Below are 19,814 nucleotides of genomic sequence, written 5' to 3' on the forward strand. Positions count from 1 at the left end.
GAGTTAGAAGAAATTCTGTTTGAGCGTTGTCAAGTTCTTTTAACACAGCAATTTGCAATCAAGGCTATAACCCAGTACCATTGGTGGCCGAAAATTCAGGTTTAATTACTCCGATGCTACCGGATTTGATATTACCTCTCCTTGAAAACGGATAGGATTGACTCAAAGGAAAGTTTTTTCTTGTTTCTCCTTTAAAGGAGAGGCCTTAAACCTTAATTATTCGGTAAGGGGAAAGATAGAAAAATCTTGCGTTATCTGAGTTTTAGGCTTTTGATATGTCTGCGGCCTTTTCTTCGACTGCTATAACTATCATAAATGTATAAAAAATATCTTTCTCAAAATATAATAATTAATTGCAAAAGTGTAATATGATGTTATAGTATATTAATGGTTGTCGGGGCGTAGCGCAGCTTGGTAGCGCACCACTTTGGGGTAGTGGGGGTCGTGGGTTCAAATCCCGCCGCTCCGATTTTAATTAATATTATAGAGAAGTCCAAAACTCTCCTATAATGTATTTTTGGCCTTGAATAGGCTGCTGTTCCATGCAACGCCTCTACCTATTCCCTAACCCCTCAGCAAAAAAATCATAGCTAAATTCACGAACACCAGAAATTGTTATTTATTCAAAAAATCTTTTGTATAGCACTATGGAAATAGGTTAGCGCAATTATAAACACTCAAACTCAGCCAGGGATTAATTTGCGCCTTCTGACTTCTAACTTCTGAGTTCTGACTTACGCGTAACGCCATAATTGTCTACTCCGGATGGTAAATAATACTATCTGAATATTTATTTGATAGAATCTAATTCCATCTGTAACACTACAGATGGTTTTTTATGTGAAAGATATGGTGTTGAGGGTTATTTCAAGTAAAAAATTATACAAAGAATTGAAGATTTCCCGCATTTTCTGGTTTCTACTAGGACTTATATTAACTTTTTGGATTAGTTATCAACAGTTTGCAGGTAGTTTAGAAACACCTCAAGCTTTATTTGTACTTGGTGGGGCGATAGAGAGAGAAGTTTTTGCTGCAGAATTTGCTCGTCAACATCCGCAGCTAGATATTTGGGTGTCTTCTGGCACTAACCCAGAATATGCCGACTGGTTATTTTCTAGGAGTGGTATTTCGCAAACTCGCTTACATTTAGATTACGATGCCGTAGATACTGTAACTAATTTTACAACAATGGTAGATAAGTTAAAATCCCACGGTATCACAAGTGTTTATTTAGTTACTTCTGATGACCATATGCTTCGTGCCCAAGTTATCGGGGAAATTGTTTTGGGTAGTAGGGGCATTAATTTTAAGCCAATGCCTGTACCTTCTGGGCGATCGCCCGAACCCATTGAAAAAGTTATTAGAGATGGCATTAGAGCAATTTTATGGGTGACTACTGGTTATACTGGTGCAGGACTGGTAGCTCCATTATCTTCTTGAGTAGCATCAGATTCTTGTACTAAAACAAAAGGTTGTACTATCAAAGCATTAAATTTTTTACTATCATTACTATTCCAAATTGACAATTGTTCGGCTGAGGGCTTATAAATAAGTTCTCGGCTAATCCAGTCTTGCACAGAAGATGTATTATCAGAAGCGATCGCTACTCCTACATCTAATATATCTAAATTTTGGCCGACAATTACTACAGCATCACGTTTTACATGGGGTACTAACCAATTCCATTCAGCTACATCCAAGTTTTCGGCCAATTGTTCTCTAATATCCTGCATTTGTTTTTTAACTAAATATCTTAACGTCCTAAATCGTGCATTTTGTTAATTATGTCTGCACATTTTTGACTTATTAATTCTAGCTCTTGTTTCTTGGTTGACTCTGGAGGTGGTATAAGTTCTCCAATTCTGACAGTTATTGGTACAGAATTAGCTATCAAACCTTGACGTTTCACTGCATGGGTACCGTAGATAGAAACTGGTAATAATGGTACTTTTGCCTTTGCCGCAATTAAAGTCGCCCCCAATTTTGGTTCTGTAATTTTACCATCAGAAGTCCTAGTCCCTTGTAAAAAGATACCTACTGCCCACCCCTGCTCCAAACTATTGAGTGCTGAACGAATAGCACTTCGATCTGCCGATCCTCTTTTAACTGGATATGCTCCGTATAATGTAATAATCTGCTTCAAAATAGGTACTTCAAATAATTCCTCTTTTGCCATATAAGCAACAGGTCTTTTCATACAAACAGAAACTATTGGAGGGTCTAAGTCACTGGCATGATTACTAACTACGACGAATGGCCCTTGTTGTGGAACATTTTCTGTACCATAAACATTATTCCGAAAATAAAACTTAAGTATAGGAACTATTACTGACCATTTTAATAAGCGATAAAGAATTAAATTCTCGACTGGTTCACGATTTCTAGCCACAAGATATGACCTTGATTTTAGGTTAAGTTAGTTCATCATCATAACCTATAGCAGGGAACAGGGAACAGGCAACAGGCAACAGGCAACAGGTAAAAGTGGGAAAATAATTTCTCTGTCTTAATATTCATCATCAACATAAGTCAAACACCAACTCGTTCCTTGCTATATCAGTTTTTTTGCTGCAGAAGGTTAAGCATTTCCTGCGGAATGCTGCGCAAACAGCTTTCAGCTTGCCTCATAAGGTTGGAACTACGTTATCTTTTCTTTTGCGAGTTTAATACCCCCATCGTCACTTGCGGTGCTTAAAATTGTTTGGGGGTATAAGAAACGGAGTGGTGTGTCAAGACTATCCATCAGCAATTTTCCCTTCTGCCTTTTGCCTTCTTCAATCTAAAGGTATAAAATCTGCCTGTTGTACAAGTTGTTGACCTTTGGTTGATCAAGCTAATTCTAGAAAATTTTTTACTGCTAAACTTGTTTGATTTGGTACTGCTAAAAATACACTACGATTCAGAGGATAATTGTCATTATTAGGAGTAGTTTTATCTACAGGTGAAATGTCGTTTATTGGCATGATTCTAACGGTGGTTTGATTTTTTGCCTGAGCTACTGTGGTATAGCTAATTCCATTATTGTTCAATTCTCGTAAAATTGGAGTTGTGACATCTCTTTGATATGTAATAAAGTTTGAACTATCTGGAAGAAAAGATTCTCCTAATAAGACAACATCTTGAAAGAAATTGTAGCTGCCACTTTTGGGAGAACGGTTGATAACTTTTATCGGCAAATCATCACCACCAACTTCTGACCAATTGATTATTTTTCCCTGATAAATATCTTTGAGTTGGTCTAATGTTAAGCTTCCTTTGTAGGGATTATTAATTCCGACTACTACTGCTAAAGCATCTTTGGCAATAGGAATTAATTTAATGTTTGATTGAGAGCTTTCTTCTGGTCGTAATGTACGAGATATTGCTGCTATTTGTACTCGATTTTCTAGTAAATTTTTGATGCCTTGATTAGAACCATTTGGTCTACCTTCAGGTACTCCATAAGTGATGGGAATATTAGGATATTTTTGTTCATAAGCATTTTCCATCAGTTTGATTAATTTAACCATCGTCACACTACCATCCATTGCTAATATATTGGGATTTGGTAGAGATGTATCTAGGTTAGAGACTATTTGATTAGCTGGTTCAGGGATGCTTAATTTTTTTGATGGATTATTAACAATATTGTTGTTAGTATCTGGTCGATTTTGATTTAATAAAAACCAGTATCCTCCTCCAGCTAGTAGGAAAAATAATAGTATAAAAAAAATTACTGGTGGTGCATTATTTTTAGCCATGATTTTTTAGCTTGGTTTGATAGTGATACTAAGTACAATTTGGATAGGATTATTGATGAAGTCATAGATCGTTAATACCTACCTATAAATTTTTGTGCCTTTTGTTTCTATTCTATAATTTTAGTCTGAATAAGTAGGATTAGGCGATTTCGGAGAGATTCTTTTGCTTACTTAGGAATAAGTATTTTATTACTGACATAATTTAGATAGAATAATACCAATTTTAGATGAGTCTACACAGAATTAGGTGTCAGGTGTTATATCAATTTTATGTGAGACTGCACAGAATTATAAAATTTATTAACTTGTCTGTCTCGATCTACAGTTAACCCCGATCAAAATATTATTCTATTTTGGAAAAAAAATTTACGAATAATCAGGGCAGTTAAAAGACATGTGCAAGAGATTTCCCTTGGACTAACAAAGATAAATTCCGACCTAATAAATGGTATCAAAGCTATTCATTTTGATTCGGCAACTCCTAAGAAATAACCTAGTTATTTGTAGCAAATATTTATCAAATTGGTATTATCGGGAAAATCAGATAAACAGCAAATAGATATTTTTTTATAGATATAGTCATTCTGAATAAGACTGTAACACTTTTTTAGCTGAAACTCTTTCAAGGTAAGAAACTCTTGTCTCAATCTTAACTGGAATGACTATAAGTAAGATTAAAGGTAAAATACACTGCACGAAGTAAATTTTCCAAAATTATTTTACTTCCATAAGTCGCAAAATAATAGACTCTCCTATCTCCTTCCTGACTCCTAGTCTCAAAATTAATTTGATTTATGACTAGGTATTTATCAGTAATCCAAGTAGGATATAACCTAATAATTTATAGTTATAGAAATCCTAAATCCTTCCTGATAATTTGATTTATTGCTTCGGTGTTTTCCATTGCCTCTTCCCTATTCCCTAACAGTTGAGGATATCTCACAAGTCAAATAGGATTGTTATATAGAAATCCCAAATGATATGTAAAAAATCTAAGGATATATAAAAACTCTGAAACTTTTCCCCCTATTCTCCAGCTCCGGTATTCCCTAAATTCAAAGATATTTTTACCCGCAATTCAAATAAGATTTTTATATTAGTCTGAAAATTCATAGGGTTTGACGATTCTCATTGCTATCCAACAAGCCTAATTTTTTTACTTATGATCAATTCAAAAATAATATCAAACTATCTACCTAAATTTTTGACTAGAAATAATCAAAAAATCAAGGCTATTCTTTAGCTTTTTACTTTTAACTTTCAACTTTAACTTTAATATCCTTTAAACTACTTACATTTGCTAATTTAAAATCTGGGCAAGTTCGTTTAATTATACCTGTGAGAACTTTCCCCGGACCAATTTCTATGACTTTTTCTACTTCTTCTTTTTGCATCTGTAAAGATGTTTCGCGCCACCGCACGCCATTTGTCATTTGTCTATCCAGACGTTGTTTTATTGTCACTGCATCTGTAGTAGCAATTGGCTCAAAATTGGAAATTATGGGAATTTTTGCATCAGCAAATTTTACTGATTCTAATATTTGTTGAAATTCTGTAGATGCCGACTCCATTAAGTGAGAATGAAACGCCCCAGAAACATTTAACTTCACTACACGTTTAACCTTAATTTTACTGAGTAAAGTTTCGACTGCTTCTGGTGTACCAGATATTACAACTTGAGCTGAATTATTATCATTTGCGAGAACAACATCTGCGGTTTGCTGAAGTTCTTCTTCAAGCTGTTTTTGATCGAATCCCATTAAAGCTGCCATCTGTCCACCTGTGGCATTATTCATAAATTCGGCACGTTTTTTAACTAATGTTAGTCCTGTCTCAAAATTAAATACCCCAGCGACGTAGAGAGCAACATATTCTCCTAAACTATGACCTGCAACAATGTCTGGTTGAAAAGAATTAGCCAACATTTTTTTTGAGAACCTTGTCCCGGAAACACCCATGCTGTTTTTGTCATTTTGATATTAAAATTTTGCCTATTATTTATGTCTAAAAGTTGTCAGCTATTTAGCCTTGAAATTATATAGTAGTCGAAGGAAAGTTGCTTGATAGTTAAAAAGTTTAAAGCTCAGATAACGTAAGACTTTTCCTCCTATTCCCTATTCCCTACTCCCTGTTTAATAAAAAATCCAATCAATTATTGCAGATAAATAATCAATTATTTCCCCTATTCCCTATTCCCTAATTCGGAGCGACTTTCTAAAGAGCGGGTTCCCTCGCCATATCCAATCGACCAAGAGAATAAAAATTTTCATGATTAGTCAATCAATTCCGTTTTAAAGGAGAGGTCATTTCAGTTATCAGTTATCAGTTATCAGTTATCAGTAACTCTAGCTAAAGCAAGAGGCTTGACATAAGGAATACTCTTTTTTTTATCCCCTTAAAAGGGGAGGCTTTAAACCACAATTTTTCGGTAATTATTATTAATTATTAATTATTAATTATTAATTTTTGAAATTCCCCACTCAAAAATTGCTGCTCCCCAAGTTAACCCTGCTCCAAAACCAGAGGCAGCAATAATATCTCCCGGTTTAACTTTACCCTCTCTAACAGCTTCATCTAAAGCTATAGGTATAGAAGCAGCAGAAGTATTACCATAATTTCCGAGATTACTAATAACTTTTTCTAAGGGAATTTTGAGTCTACTAGCAACAGAATCAAGAATTCTTTGGTTAGCTTGATGTAATAATAACCAGTCAATTTTCTCAGTACTCATATTAGCTTTAAATAAAGCTTTTTCTATCACTTCCGGAACTTTTTGAACCGCAAAACGATAGACTTCTTTCCCATTCATAGTGATTGGTTGATAAGTACCTTGACTAACAGTTACTCCCTCAATTATTTGTTTTGCTTGGGGTTGATAAGAAAGATTTAGACAGTTATTTTGACTACCATCACTGCGAAGTTCAAACCCAAAGAGTCGGTCTTGTTCTGAAGCTTGCAAAACCACAGCACCAGCGCCATCTCCAAATAACACACAAGTACTTCTATCTCCCCAGTCTACCCATCGGGATAAAACATCTGCCCCAATCAGCAAAACATTCTGATACACTCCTGTACGGATAAATTGTGCTCCTGTGACTAGACCAAATACAAAACCAGAACAAGCTGCAGTCATATCAAAGGCCACTGCTTTCTGGGCACCCAATTCTGCTTGAATTTGACTGGCAGTGCCAAATAAATCATCTGGAGTAGATGTGGCCAAAATTATTAAGTCAATATCTGCGGAAGTAATATTAGCTTGGGCGATCGCTGCTAGAGATGCTTTAGTCGCGAGGGTACATAATGATTCTGTTGTATCTGCCAGTCGTCGATTACGAATCCCTGTACGAGTGCCGATCCATTCGTCAGAAGTCTCTACTATTTGGGATAACTGTTGGTTATTTAGGGATACTTTTGGCGTAGCTGAACCGCTTCCTGTAATGGCAATACCGATATTTGTCATCTGTCAGTTTTTAAGCTCTTATTGGTTTGATCGTTACTAATGACCGAATAATTAAAGTTTAAAACCTCTCCTTTAAAGGGGAAAAGCTCTCGTTAGCGGAGCTTCCAGTAGAGTGGGATGGCGTTAGCGGAGCGGCTCTGTTAAGAGCGGGTCTCTTCGCCATATCCAATGGACTAAGAGAAAAGAAAAAATTTTCCTTTGAGTCAATCCTATGTTTTCAAGGAGAGGTAATTGTTAATTATTCATTGTTAATTGTTAATTGTTTCTACTAACCATTCTTAAAGGCTATTTACTCTGAATTTACCTATTTCAAATTTTGCTATTTTTTGACTTATTTGAAATTTATGATTGATTCTATCTACTAATTTTTTTTGTTCAATAATTTGGGTAGCTTCTAATTACAGTGAATCAGTCTAAAATATCTAGAAAAATTACTGATTGCTGACTATTGATTTGTGATTTTCTGGTACATAGTTAGAATTAATTCGTTCAATTACTTTATTTTCTACTGCATCTCTTGCTGAACGAATTGCATTAGATATAGCTATAGCTTTAGAAGAACCATGACTAATAATACAAATTCCTCCTACTCCTAATAGTAATCCACCTCCATGTTCTACATGGTCTATTCTTTGCTTCATTCGTTTTAAATTAGGTCGTAATATTGCAGTACCTATTTTTCCACTCAGTCCTGGCGTTAATTCTTCTTTCATCATTTGCAATACAGCATCACCCACTGCCTCAGCAAATTTTAATAAAACATTTCCGGCAAAACCGTCACAGACTATCACATCAAAACTGCCAGATAAAACATCCCGACCTTCTGCATTACCAATAAACTTAATTTGATTATTTTCTTGCAGTATTTGATGAGTCCTGACTGATAAATCATTTCCTTTTGATGGTTCTTCCCCAATATTCAGTAGACCCACTTTTGGTTCAGTAGTCCCCAGAACATATTCGCTATAAATTGTCCCCATAACTGCAAACTGCTCTAAAAATTTAGGACGGCAGTCTACATTCGCACCAACATCAAGAATCAGTACTGGTTTTTTGGGAACCATAGTTGGCAAAACTGCCCCAATTGCAGGGCGATCGATTCCTGATAGTCGTCCCAAACGTAGTAATGCGGAGGCCATGGCTGCTCCTGAATGACCTGCAGATACCACAGCATCAGCCTCTTTTTGCTTGACTAAGTTCATCGCCACATTAATTGATGCTTTGGACTTACGTCTAATAGCAGTCAAAGGTTCTTCGTGCATTTCCACAATTTCCTCCGCAGGGACTATTTCTGGCAGAGGTTGATTTGACTTGTGATTAATACAGGCTTTGATTTTCTGAGGGTCGCCAACTAACAATACTTTTACACCATGAGTTTCTTGTGCTTGTATTGCTCCCTCAACAATTTGTGATGGGGCGTAGTCCCCACCCATAGCGTCTATTGCGATTCGTGTAGGTGTTATTCCCATTGATCCAAGTTAGAGAAGCCTTCAAGATTTTATCAGTTAATTGATCTTTATTTACTTTTAATAGCTATCAGCTATTAGCTATCAGCTATCATCTATCAGCCGAAAAATTTGTGCATATAATTAGGCACCTGTTTGCGGAGCATTCCGTCAGGAAAAGCTTTTTAAATTAGTGACTTTTGAAAAATTACTCTCTCGGGCATTAATTCAATTTATAACAGCAAAAAAATATTTTCTATAAACACACAAAAGATACAGCCTTCCGAATCCATTGACAGATATCTTAAATTACAGATAATTTTTGACTTAATAAATATCAATTTATTTGATTGGCTGCCTCTTGCAATTTTTCGACTATTTTTTTATTCTTTTGGCTACGGCTACCATATAACCTAGCACTAAAAACTTTGATTATTTCTAAGATATCTGTACCCAAATCTTCTTCTTCTGTGGATTCAGACAAGTGATTAATAATCACTATTTCTGTGCCAAAAATCTCACAAATTGTAAAAATTAGTTCCGAACCAAATCTTACTAAACGGTCTTTATTTGTTAAAACTAAACGCTCTACTTTTTCTGAGCAGATCATTTTTATTAATCTTACTAACCCCCGTTTTCTATAATTGATTCCAGAGCCTAAATCTCGGATAATTTCTACTAGCCAACCCTGATTATTACAGTAGGCTTCTAGTACCATAATTTGTCTATTTAAATCGGCTGTTTGCTCAGAATTAGAAATGCAGGCATAACCAATAGTTTTACGTTCTCCAGCTCTTAGTCCAAGAAGAGTGGTCACATCATATCGGCGATGTCCATTTTTGGTTCTTTCTGATTGGATTTTGCCTTCACGTTCCCATCTTCTTAGAGTACTTTCTGCTACTCCAAGTAGTTCTGCGGCTTTCCCTATAGAAATTTTGCTCATTTTCAGAACTTAGCATATTCAATAAACAAGTTTAGCAAATAATGATGTCTTACTGTTGCGTATGTCAAAACAGTAATGAATATATTTTCTGTTTTTGATTCAATAATTACACCAGCTCCTGAGCAATTAATTTTATGTTTCCGGAGTAAGAAATTCCAAATTCATGATTGGCAAAGGTTTGATACCTTACTGTTGTGTATATCAAAACAGTAATGAATAATCTGCTTCCTCAATAGGAGTATTTAAATTCATGATTGCCAGGTGTTTGATGTCTTACTGTTGTGTATGGCAAAACAGTAATGAATAAATTTTCTATTTTTGATTCCATAATTACACCAGCTCCCAAGCAATAAATTTTCTGCCTCCTCAGTAGGAAACTCCAAGTTAATCATTGCCAGGTGTTTGATGTCTTACTGTTGCGTATGGCAAAACAGTAATGAATAAATTTTCTATTTTTGATTCCATAATTACACCAGCTCCCAAGCAATAAATTTTCTGCCTCCTCAGTAGGAAACTCCAAGTTAATCATTGCCAGGTGTTTGATGTCTTACTGTTGCGTATGGCAAAACAGTAATGAATAAATTTTCTATTTTTGATTCCATAATTACACCAGCTCCCAAGCAATAAATTTTCTGCCTCCTCAGTAGGAAACTCCAAGTTAATCATTGCCAGGTGTTTGATGTCTTACTATTGCGTATGACAAAACAGTAATAAATAAATTTTCCTTTTTTGATTAAAGAATTAGACAAGCTCCTGAACAATCAATTTTCTGCTTTCTATCCCCTAAAAACATAATCTTTGTATGATGAAGTGCGGAATGTAGGATATATATGATTGAAGTCCACTATGATATAGCAAGGAAAAAGTTAGTTAGGACAGAGATTGATGATGAACCTGAGACAGAGAAAAGCTTTTACCACTGTTCCCTGTTCCCTGTTCCCTGCTATAGAAAAACTTGAAAAAAAATTGAATTGAGTTATGTGGGATTTGTTCAGCTATGGAATTATATCTCTGTGGCTAGAAATGGCAGGCATACAAACTATTGGGCAAAATACTGTAACCATACTCAAATGGCAAACAGGTTTACCTCAATTAATTTCACCTGAAAATTCCGATCGAATATTAACTATAAAAGTAGATGAATACTTGAAAGGTTTGGCAGCCAAGAGATTACTAACTTCCGATGCTCAGGGTATATGGATACAGTCAGAATTTAAACTTTTGCATGGCCGCGAAGGTACACTTCCGATGCCTGGTGCTTCCTTAACAAAAATCGCCACATCTTTAGCTGCCCTAGAAACTTGGGGACCTCAACATCAATTTGAAACCTCCATCAGCACCACAGGACCAATTACAAATGGAATATTGCGAGGAGATTTGGTAATAAATGGCGGTAATGACCCATATTTTGTCTGGGAAGAAGCGATCGCCCTGGGTAACGCCATCCAAAAATTGGGAATTAATCAAGTCACAGGTAATTTGATTGTAGTGGGTGATTTCTGGATGAACCATCAGACTAATCCCATAGTTGCAGGCCAATTATTGCGAGAAGGTATCAATTCAGCCACTTGGTCTAATAATGTGAGAAATATCTACAACCGAATGCCACCAGGAACACCTCTGCCAAAAGTAGCGATCGCTGGTTCTGTAATATCCCAAAAATCTGTATCTACAGAAATTCCAATTATTCGACACAAGTCTTTGCCACTTATCTATATTCTCAAAACTATGAATGTAGAAAGTAATAATAAGTTGGCTGAAATAATAGCTAGTAATTTGGGTGGAGCAAAAGTTGTTCAACAAAAAGCTGCCTGGACTGCGGGAGTGCCTCAAGCAGAAATTCAGTTAATTAATGGTTCTGGGTTGGGAGTAGAAAATAAAATTTCTCCAAGAGCTGTGAGTGCAATGTTAATAGCTATTCAACGGTATCTTCAAACTTCTGAGTGGGTTATTGCTGACTTATTTCCGGTATCTGGTTATGACCGAGGAACTTTAGTAGACCAGTCTAGGAGTATTCCCCAGGGTTCGGCGGTGAAAACTGGTACTCTCAATGATGTGATTGCTTTAGCTGGAGTTATTCCTACCCGTGAAGAGGGTTTGGTTTGGTTTACGATGATTAACCGAAGTCCCTACTGGGAAGCAACACGGGTGGAGCAGGATAAGTTTTTACAGCAATTGGTAAGTCTTTGGGGAGTTACTGAAGTACCTGCTGTGATTACTCCTCAGATTAATGGTAATAGGTTGGGTTTGGGAGCTAGCGATCGAAATCAGATTTTGGGACAACAAAATTAAGGTGTTGCTGAATAAATTTATGATTTCACAGGAGTTAGTATTGCATCCGATAGGAAAAAGCGTAGCTCCTCCGGAGAAGGCTAACTGATAACTGAAATTACTTTTAGCTACTTACCATTACATTTAAGCAACGTTGCCAGACAAGGATTTGGCCACGGATACACGGATGATTAATCTGCATCCTGTGAAGCTCCAAAAAAACGGCAAGGTATAGCAATGAGCGCTCAGGTATTTACAATGTCCAGCTCAAAGTGCAGTAAGCGAAAAGGTGTACAAAAAATAATGTGTAAATATGCCAGCGCACATTGCTATATTTCTCCTTGCATCGCCAAAAAAATCATGATACGATTTTGTTATTAGGTGTTGTTCGCCCATATATATGACTTTTTATTCAACCAAAAAACAGCATATCGTTACTGAATATATATAGAAGAGATACTCGCACCATCAAAGCACCAGAAAAATTATCATCCTGTGAAGCACTTTGCTGGAAAAGTAACGATTGGAAAATGTTTCACCCCATCAACAGTATCAATATTATTCATGTAGAAGCGATCGCTATATTCACAAACCCAGAAACTATCATTTTGTGAAGCTCTAAAAAACGGCAAGGCTTTTCCCCTTGCATCGCCAAAAAAATCATGATACGATTTTATTATTGGGTGGTGTTCGCCCAGGGCAAACGCATCTCGTCAATAAACTAGGGGTAATTATCAATAAACCGGGTTTTATTGCGCTTGTTGACAATAGACTTTCAACATATAGTGTCTATAAAATCAAATAAACACTACATATAGGGAAAGGCAAAATAAGATACGTTTGCCGTGGGTGTTTGCCCGTACGCATGACTTTTTATTCAACTAAAAAACAGCACATTGTCACTGAATATATAGAGATACTCACATCATCAAAGCACCAGAAAAATTATCATCCTGTGAAGCACTCAAATAAAGAACTAACGGCCGGAAAAATTTTCACCCCATCAAAAGATCGATATTACATATTCACAAATCCAGAAATTATCATCTTGTGAAGCTCTAAAAAAGGCAAGGCTTTTCCCCTTGCATCGCCAAAAAAATCATGATACGATTTTATTATTGGGTAGTGTTCGCCCGTATGCATGACTTTTTATTCAACTAAAAATGGTGTGAAAACTTACCACTAATTGAATTTCATACATCAAATCAGCAACACCACAATTAGGAGTAATTTTTTTTTATCATTTTAGAAGAACGTGCCGATCAAAAGAGAAAATATTCTAATTCTCTGGATTAACTGCCGAAAATAAAGCAGAATAATCCACATTTGACAATCCTAGTTCAATAGTTTTCCCCAAAACTTTACGCACTCCTTCTTGAATACTCACATCAAGTCCTACTGATTCTGCCGCATTAATAAATATGTTCGTATCCTTCAATAAATGTTTAGCTGGAAAATTAGGATTTTCATAATTTATGTCTAACATTCGTTGTAATTTTTTATCAAATGTTGGAGCATATAAAGCGCTGTCCCGAACAATTTGCATAAACAAATCTACGTCTATTCCTTCCCGAACTATCAACCCTAAACTCAGAGCAAAAGCAGTTGTTAAAGAACCAATTAATTGATTCATTGCCAACTTAATTGCAGCACCACTACCTACCGCACCAATATGTAATGGTTCGGGACTAAATATCTTTAATAAACCACACCATTTTTCATATTGTTCTGGGGAAGCTCCCACCATCACAATTAAACTACCAGATTTTACTTGAGGAATACTGCCTAAAACAGGAGCTTCTAAATATTCACCGCCACAAGCAACAACTTCATCTCTAATTTGTTTACTTTCAGTAGGAGAAATAGTTCCCATTTGAATTACTGTTCGACCCGATAATTCCGCTTTTGAACTATCAGATAAAAGTACATCTTTAATAGCCGTATAATTTGTCAACATCAAAATTAAACATTCAGAATTTTGAATAGCTTCAGCCGGAGAATTAGCAATTTTAGCACCTGCATTTTCTAAAGGTTCTAATTTTGATTGAGTACGATTATAAGCAGTTACAATATGATTAGCTTCTAACAATTTTTGAGCTATTGGCAGACCCATTAAACCCGTTCCTAAAAATCCAATTTTCATTAGTCATTTCCTCTATATTTTCAGATGTTGATACCATTATTTTTGATCTTTGTCAAAAAATATAGCATTTAACAAACTAATTCAAAGCAATGATTTCTAGAAATATTGTGCTAAACTTGCTAAGACAATGGGCTATAATAATATTAAATTTTGTCTGAAATTGAAAGGCTAAAATATTTAGTTGTTTGATGAGTAATTTGTAATTTATCGGTAATCCAAAATAACTTACTTTTAGGGTAAATCAGTTAGTAAATAGTATTTATCAACGGCAAAAATATTATTTGCTAGAGCCTATTTATTCTTATTTATGTCCCAATCTAAAACTACCAATCAATGATATTATACCAAGGGTGAAAAAAGAATGTTTAACTTAGGTAAAACTTCAATTATTAAGTAATTAACACAGGCGGAATGACATTTTTGATAATTAGCACGCCAGTTAATATTAATTATTCAAAAAAACATACCCCTGAAAACTAGTGCAGGATGGCACAAATAAGTGACCAGTAAAAGCATTGGCCTCTTCGTGAGATAGAATACTCATCGGTGCGATTGCTATCAGAGGCCAGGCAAAAAAAAACCCCCCAGTAAAACAGGAGATTAACGGAGTAAACTAGAATTTATTCAAACCCAATCAACCAACAACCTTATTCCCTTACATCTCGAAAACTCCAGACCTGAACGACAATTTTACCTGTTAACTTTTGAGGCTTTCAATAATTAATAATTACTAATTAATAATTAATAATTAATAATTACCTCTCCTTGAAAAGAAGATGATTGACTAATCATGAAAATTTTTATTTATTATCCCCTTAAAAGGGGAGGCTTTAAACCACAATTTTTCGGTAAATAATATTCAATTACACTACCATTTTTTAATCTTAATAAATCCCGTTTTTTGATATTATCTTGCACAAGTAATGCTTGAAAGGCGATCACATCTACTTCTATCAAAGGTTCTAAAATCAAATAAACTAACTTTTGGCTATCATCCGTTACTAATCCTATTTCAGTTTTCGCCTTCAAAAATATCAAACTCCCACTAAATCCGGTAAAATTATCCGATGACTTACCAATATTAACAAATATAATAGTAGTAGCAAAGAAAATAACTTCTTTATCCGTGTATCTATATTTTAACCAACTAAAATTATGGAAAATATCAACGATAAAATTCTAAATATAGTGGCAGAGTTTTTTGCCTCTTTTGGTCAAAAAGAAGCATTGACTTTATTACTGGCAATAGACAGAGAAAAAGTATATAATGATTTCTTAAAAGCTGAGGCTGGTTTTAACAGTTATAAACTAGCTTTTCTGGATAAAGGCATTAAAAATTCTCCCTATCAAAACCAGGTAGAAAATTATCCAGAACATTTAACTAGGCTGCCTAATTTAGCAATCCCAGGAGCAAAAACTTTTCCTAATGTTGGCGAACTTCCTGATATTGATGAACAGGCTCTTAGTTTTATTCATCCTGATATTAAAGAGGCTTGTATTTGTCTAGTTGGTACTGCTGGCGGACCGTTGAAATCTCGTTGGTTAGGCAGAAATTCTTTGGATAAATGTCAATATTGGAGTTCTACTAAAATTATCGCAATCTTAAATGTTATTTGTTCTATTAATGGAGATATTAATAAATGCAAAATCTGCGGAGATGGAAATTTTTTAGACTTTAATGAAGTTGTAGAAGATATTTTTACTTATGGAAAAAAAATTGGTGGTTCTAATGCTTTAGCTGCAATGTTTAAATGTTTTCAGATTTATGTAGATTTAGAATCATGGCTCAAGGAAATCACAGGTAATAATCATACGGAATTTCAAGGTTTATATGGTGAGGAACCGTTTATTTTTTCTCCCCAAATAACACAAGACGACCGGGTATTATTAAGTGCAGTATCGGAAAGTAAAAAGCGAGCAGAACAACCTGGAGAAAATACTGTCGCTACTTATGATTTAACTAGAATTATGTCAATGGTTGGTTACTATTATCATTTACCAGAATCGGCAAAACTGCCAGGAATGTCTTGGGAAAATTTGCAACCTTTTATTCGTAATGCTGGTAAAGATACTGCTCGTTATGTTGATGTGGCTCTGGAAAAATTGGGTATTCAAGATAGTATTAAATATCCTGTTATTCTATCTAAATTAGGTTTTGGATATAGTAGCAGTCGCAAACGTACAGAACTTACTTATACTTGTTTTATACAGTTTGAATATCAGCAAAAAGTTAGGTCTATGGCGATGACTTTGCGGGCAGCAAGAGCTTTAGGAGATTTTGACAAAGAAGCAGTAGAAATAGATGCACGGATGGCAGCCGAAGTTACGGAAATTCTGAGGCGTTTAGTAACTGATGAACTAGAATAATTTCCAATCAATACAATATTATATATTATTAAATAAAAAAACAGGAACTATAAGAAAAAATGCAGATTTTTTTTCGCTAAAATAAAGTAATAATTTTTCTCTTTATTTTATTTTTTTGAGCAGGAAAGCAGAAGTTTAAATAATTAACAATTACTTCTTATTTTCAAGAAGATAATTAACTAATACCAAGACTGATAAGTGTTTGTTATATCATCTCCGGTAGCATGGTTTGTGTATAGAATTAAGTCAGCATTGGAATAAACCTTTAAACATAAGCGCCTTTTACCCTCTGCCTTCCTTCCAGCAAAGTATAAATCCAAGGATTTATTGAGGTCGAAAAAAAAATTAAACAGAAGTTGCTTTGACCAAAGTATAATATGTTTTTCCGGAAATCCCACAGCTAAAATTATCATTTTCTTTGTGGGTTTAATACCCCACCGTCTACAGGGTGTTCAAAATTACTTGGGGTTAGAATCCATAAGTAATTTTCCTCCTGTCTCCTGCCTCCTTCTTCAATGTAATTCTCTGTCCCCTCTCAATAATTTTGATTTGTTTTGCCAAAAGTCTATTGCTGTTAAAATTATGAGGTATAAAGATTAAAAAATATCATTAATTCCTGGCTTTTTAAATCATCAACTTACGCCAAAGTAAGTTGAAAATTAGAGATGATATAATGTCCGTTTAATTAGTAATAAAAAACTTCCTTATTCTTTCCTCCTGACTCCTGACTGCTCCGTAGTTATTGATTAAGTATTCAACCGGGTATGAGAGACTGTTTGTAAAAGGAATATTAAATCCAGGCGTAGGGTGGGTTAGGCGACAATAACTATGAATCGTAACAAAATTTAACTTTCCGCCATAACCCACCGAATATTAAGTACTCTGGCCGTCTTAATCTTTAGTTTATAAACACTCTCTGATATGAGAGTAAATCTGGAAAGTTTACGCAATAACATATCTGCTTGGAGGTACAAAAAACATGAAATAAAAAAAATTGTATCTCATAAATAATTTATTTCCCAACACAAAATACTCGAAATAATTTTTAGATTTCTATATCGGGTGCTATGGCTGTTAATATATTTTATATAAACTATTTTTATGAAAAACTAATAATGAACATTAATCGACGCAAATTCTTAATCTTAAAGAGTGCAACTTTAGGATCTATGGTTCTAAGTGCTTGCCAAACATCAACAGATCATTCTTCTTCATCCGTAACTCCTTCTACTTCAATAAATGATACTAAATCAGTGGAAAACTCTGGGGTTTTTAAACTAACACCTCTACCTTATGAATATGATGCATTGGAACCTTATATCGATCAAGAAACTATGCAGTTTCACCATGATAAACATTATGCTGGTTATATTAAAAATTTGAATGGAGCGATCGCTAAGTATCCTGAACTTAAAGAAAAAAATGCAGAAGATTTATTGCGTAGTTTGAATACTTTACCGGAGGATATTCGTACTGCTGTACAAAACAATGGTGGTAGTTATGTTAATCATAAGATGTTTTGGGAAATTATGACTCCTAATGGTGGGGGTGAACCTGAAGGAAAAATAGCTGCTGCTATTAATGAAAGTTTTGGTAATTTTGATAGTTTTAAGCAAAAGTTTAATGCTGCTGGTGGTGGTCGTTTTGGTAGTGGTTGGGTTTGGTTGGTTTTGGGTAAAGGCGGAAAGTTAAAGGTTACTAGCACTCCTAATCAAGATAGTCCTTTTTTGACTGGGGATTATCCGATTATGGGTAATGATGTTTGGGAACACGCTTATTATTTGAAGTATCAAAATCGTCGCGGTGATTATTTGAATGCTTGGTGGAATGTTGTTAATTGGCCGGAGGTTAATCGCAGGTATGAATTGGCGATCGCTTTAATTGCTTAGTAATGGTTAGTTGCTAAAATCTGATTAGTTTATCGAATATTTAAGGATTGGATTTTTAGTTGAATAAATAGTCATACTTAGGTGCAAACGACTCCTAATAAGTTAATAGTATCAAAATTTTTTTGGGGATGCAATGGTAATTTTTGCCGTTTTTTTGGAGCTTCACAGAATGATAATTTTTGTGGTGAGGAGTTATCAGGTTAGGTGGGAATTATCGAATAGATATTGATTTGATTGATAATTTGAGAAATTTGGTGGTGATATTTATTTGATTTTTTATGGCTGAGAAGATGAGTTAATTTCGTGGAGTGGAAATTGTGGGAAGAGTAGGGAGCGATATTGTTTGGCAGGGTTGAGGCGATCGCTACAAAACAACCACATCTTTGTTTTTTAGATGCTTCACAGAATGATTTTTCTCTGGTTTTAAGTGAACCTTTATGTTCTGCTCTTTCTAGGAGTTTTATCTGCTGTTGACGATACGGCTGATGCCACGCTTCGCGATCGCTACAATCTCTTAATATCCTAACCTTACTTTTTTTAGTTGAATAAAAAGTCTTGATTAGGGGCAAACAACCCCCACTAATTTAATACTATCACAATTTTTTTGAGGATGCAATGAGAAATCCTTCCGCGCGCCGATTTTTTAGAAGCTTCACGGGATGACATTTTTAGTGGTGAGGAATTATAGGTGGCAATAATGGAAAAGATATTAATTTAACGATGCGAGAAATTTGGCGGTGATCTATAATTTTTGATTTTTGTAATTTTTGTATTTTTGATAGCTGAGAAAATCAGTGAATTTCGTGGAGTGGAAATTTTGGGTACAATAGGGACGGATATTGCTAGGCAAGGTTGAGACGATCGCTAGAAAAAATAGACAATTTTTCTAGAGAGGTTCACAGAATAAAAATTCTTGTAGTTTTTGAGTAATGGATGGGAATAATAGAGAAGAGATTAATTTCATTATTAGATATTTAGTTGCTTGGGCAATTGGGTAAATCAAACACAGAAATGGTAACTATTACAACTCTAACCTTTGAACTTAGCTCACCTTCTAATGAATCATTCCCCACCAGAAAAAATTATTCGATCTAATAGTAAATATACTCAATTAATTTAAAACATATAGAATCAAGAGAAAATACTAATGCTCAAAGAAGCTTACTAGGAATAGTAATAAGTCATCAAATTGTCTGCATAATTAAAGAACAAACTAAAGTTGCAGGAGTAATAACAAAATATCTATGCAAGTTACTATATTTTTGCAATGAAATAGGTTAATTTTGTCAGATTAAAATTGTTTCCTATGACAAAAGCAATATTCCTCGGGCACCTTGGCAAAACCACTTGTTTAATTGCTTGAAAAAAAGTCAGTCACAGAATATGAAAAATTTTCCAGATTTTACTAATTACGGTTATCAAATTAGTCAAGAACTAGGGCGTAATTTACAAGGTGGAAGGATTACATATTTAGCTTCCTCTATCACTTCAAATCGACAGGTTGTAATTAAGGAATTTAGATTTGCTCTTGCTGATGGAAGTTGATCAGCTTTTAA

16 protein-coding genes and 1 tRNA gene are annotated in these 19,814 nt (G+C 34.8%); 6 read left to right on the top strand and 11 right to left on the bottom strand.

The genetic code is table 11. The features are described from left to right. The first annotated feature begins 395 nt into the window (after nt 1-395). Both F6K06_RS07615 and F6K06_RS07620 read left to right on the top strand, forming a co-directional pair. Nucleotides 396-469, top strand: a tRNA-Pro gene (locus F6K06_RS07615). A gap of 380 nt (nt 470-849) precedes the next feature. Next, on the top strand, nt 850-1,440 hold the full coding sequence (locus F6K06_RS07620) for a YdcF family protein (RefSeq protein ID WP_124146525.1): 591 nt from the start codon (nt 850-852) through the stop codon (nt 1,438-1,440). Here F6K06_RS07620 and F6K06_RS07625 read toward each other — a convergent pair. The 7 genes from F6K06_RS07625 to F6K06_RS07655 form a co-directional block, all read right to left on the bottom strand. After that, nucleotides 1,401-1,733 carry a DUF2288 domain-containing protein gene (locus F6K06_RS07625; protein WP_124146511.1) on the bottom strand — a complete coding sequence of 111 codons (333 nt, stop codon included), beginning with the start codon at nt 1,731-1,733 and terminating at the stop codon, nt 1,401-1,403. The two genes, F6K06_RS07620 and F6K06_RS07625, sit on opposite strands and share 40 nt — an antisense overlap. Nucleotides 1,734-1,753: 20 nt before the next feature. Beyond that, nucleotides 1,754-2,389 (bottom strand): 1-acyl-sn-glycerol-3-phosphate acyltransferase, encoded by a 636-nt coding sequence (locus F6K06_RS07630; protein ID WP_124146512.1) that lies wholly within the window; start codon nt 2,387-2,389, stop codon nt 1,754-1,756. A gap of 439 nt (nt 2,390-2,828) precedes the next feature. Beyond that, entirely contained in the window at nt 2,829-3,740 is a 912-nt protein-coding gene (locus F6K06_RS07635; protein ID WP_124146513.1) for a substrate-binding domain-containing protein, read from the bottom strand. Nucleotides 3,741-4,993: 1,253 nt separating this feature from the next. After that, the gene (locus F6K06_RS07640) at nt 4,994-5,665 is read right to left on the bottom strand and encodes an ACP S-malonyltransferase (RefSeq protein WP_353734822.1); all 672 of its coding nucleotides are present in this window, start codon (nt 5,663-5,665) and stop codon (nt 4,994-4,996) included. 527 nt (nt 5,666-6,192) lie between these two features. Further along, a complete protein-coding gene (locus tag F6K06_RS07645) occupies nt 6,193-7,200 on the bottom strand; it encodes a beta-ketoacyl-ACP synthase III (protein WP_124146515.1) in 1,008 nt (335 codons plus the stop codon). Nucleotides 7,201-7,631: 431 nt separating this feature from the next. Then, on the bottom strand, nt 7,632-8,669 hold the full coding sequence (gene plsX, locus F6K06_RS07650) for a phosphate acyltransferase PlsX (RefSeq protein WP_124146516.1): 1,038 nt from the start codon (nt 8,667-8,669) through the stop codon (nt 7,632-7,634). Nucleotides 8,670-8,982: 313 nt separating this feature from the next. Then, nucleotides 8,983-9,588 carry an IS607 family transposase gene (locus tag F6K06_RS07655; protein WP_287240205.1) on the bottom strand — a complete coding sequence of 202 codons (606 nt, stop codon included), beginning with the start codon at nt 9,586-9,588 and terminating at the stop codon, nt 8,983-8,985. A gap of 978 nt (nt 9,589-10,566) precedes the next feature. On the opposite strand from F6K06_RS07655, the gene F6K06_RS07660 reads away from it, so the two are divergent. Continuing rightward, entirely contained in the window at nt 10,567-11,880 is a 1,314-nt protein-coding gene (locus F6K06_RS07660; protein ID WP_124146518.1) for a D-alanyl-D-alanine carboxypeptidase, read from the top strand. Between the two features lie 467 nt (nt 11,881-12,347). Here the strand turns inward: F6K06_RS07660 and F6K06_RS07665 are convergent, their stop codons facing one another. The 3 genes from F6K06_RS07665 to F6K06_RS07675 form a co-directional block, all read right to left on the bottom strand. Further along, the gene (locus F6K06_RS07665; protein WP_161564655.1) at nt 12,348-12,491 is read right to left on the bottom strand and encodes a hypothetical protein; all 144 of its coding nucleotides are present in this window, start codon (nt 12,489-12,491) and stop codon (nt 12,348-12,350) included. Between the two features lie 647 nt (nt 12,492-13,138). Further along, entirely contained in the window at nt 13,139-14,002 is an 864-nt protein-coding gene (locus tag F6K06_RS07670; RefSeq protein WP_287240200.1) for an NAD(P)-dependent oxidoreductase, read from the bottom strand. 807 nt (nt 14,003-14,809) lie between these two features. Then, complete coding sequence (locus F6K06_RS07675) at nt 14,810-15,031, bottom strand: hypothetical protein (RefSeq protein WP_124146520.1); 222 nt, start codon at nt 15,029-15,031, stop codon at nt 14,810-14,812. A 126-nt stretch (nt 15,032-15,157) separates the two neighbouring features. On the opposite strand from F6K06_RS07675, the gene F6K06_RS07680 reads away from it, so the two are divergent. Continuing rightward, entirely contained in the window at nt 15,158-16,369 is a 1,212-nt protein-coding gene (locus F6K06_RS07680) for a hypothetical protein (RefSeq protein WP_205127486.1), read from the top strand. A 1,115-nt stretch (nt 16,370-17,484) separates the two neighbouring features. Beyond that, nucleotides 17,485-18,258 carry a superoxide dismutase gene (locus F6K06_RS07685; RefSeq protein ID WP_124146521.1) on the top strand — a complete coding sequence of 258 codons (774 nt, stop codon included), beginning with the start codon at nt 17,485-17,487 and terminating at the stop codon, nt 18,256-18,258. 200 nt (nt 18,259-18,458) lie between these two features. Here the strand turns inward: F6K06_RS07685 and F6K06_RS07690 are convergent, their stop codons facing one another. Further along, nucleotides 18,459-18,827 (bottom strand): hypothetical protein, encoded by a 369-nt coding sequence (locus tag F6K06_RS07690; RefSeq protein ID WP_287240195.1) that lies wholly within the window; start codon nt 18,825-18,827, stop codon nt 18,459-18,461. 814 nt (nt 18,828-19,641) lie between these two features. Here F6K06_RS07690 and F6K06_RS07695 point away from each other — a divergent pair. Continuing rightward, complete coding sequence (locus F6K06_RS07695; protein WP_240039118.1) at nt 19,642-19,803, top strand: hypothetical protein; 162 nt, start codon at nt 19,642-19,644, stop codon at nt 19,801-19,803. Nucleotides 19,804-19,814: the final 11 nt, after the last annotated feature.

Origin of the sequence: Okeania sp. SIO1H4, from assembly GCF_010672695.1 — a bacterium.
Taxonomy (GTDB): Bacteria; Cyanobacteriota; Cyanobacteriia; order Cyanobacteriales; family Microcoleaceae; genus Okeania; species Okeania hirsuta.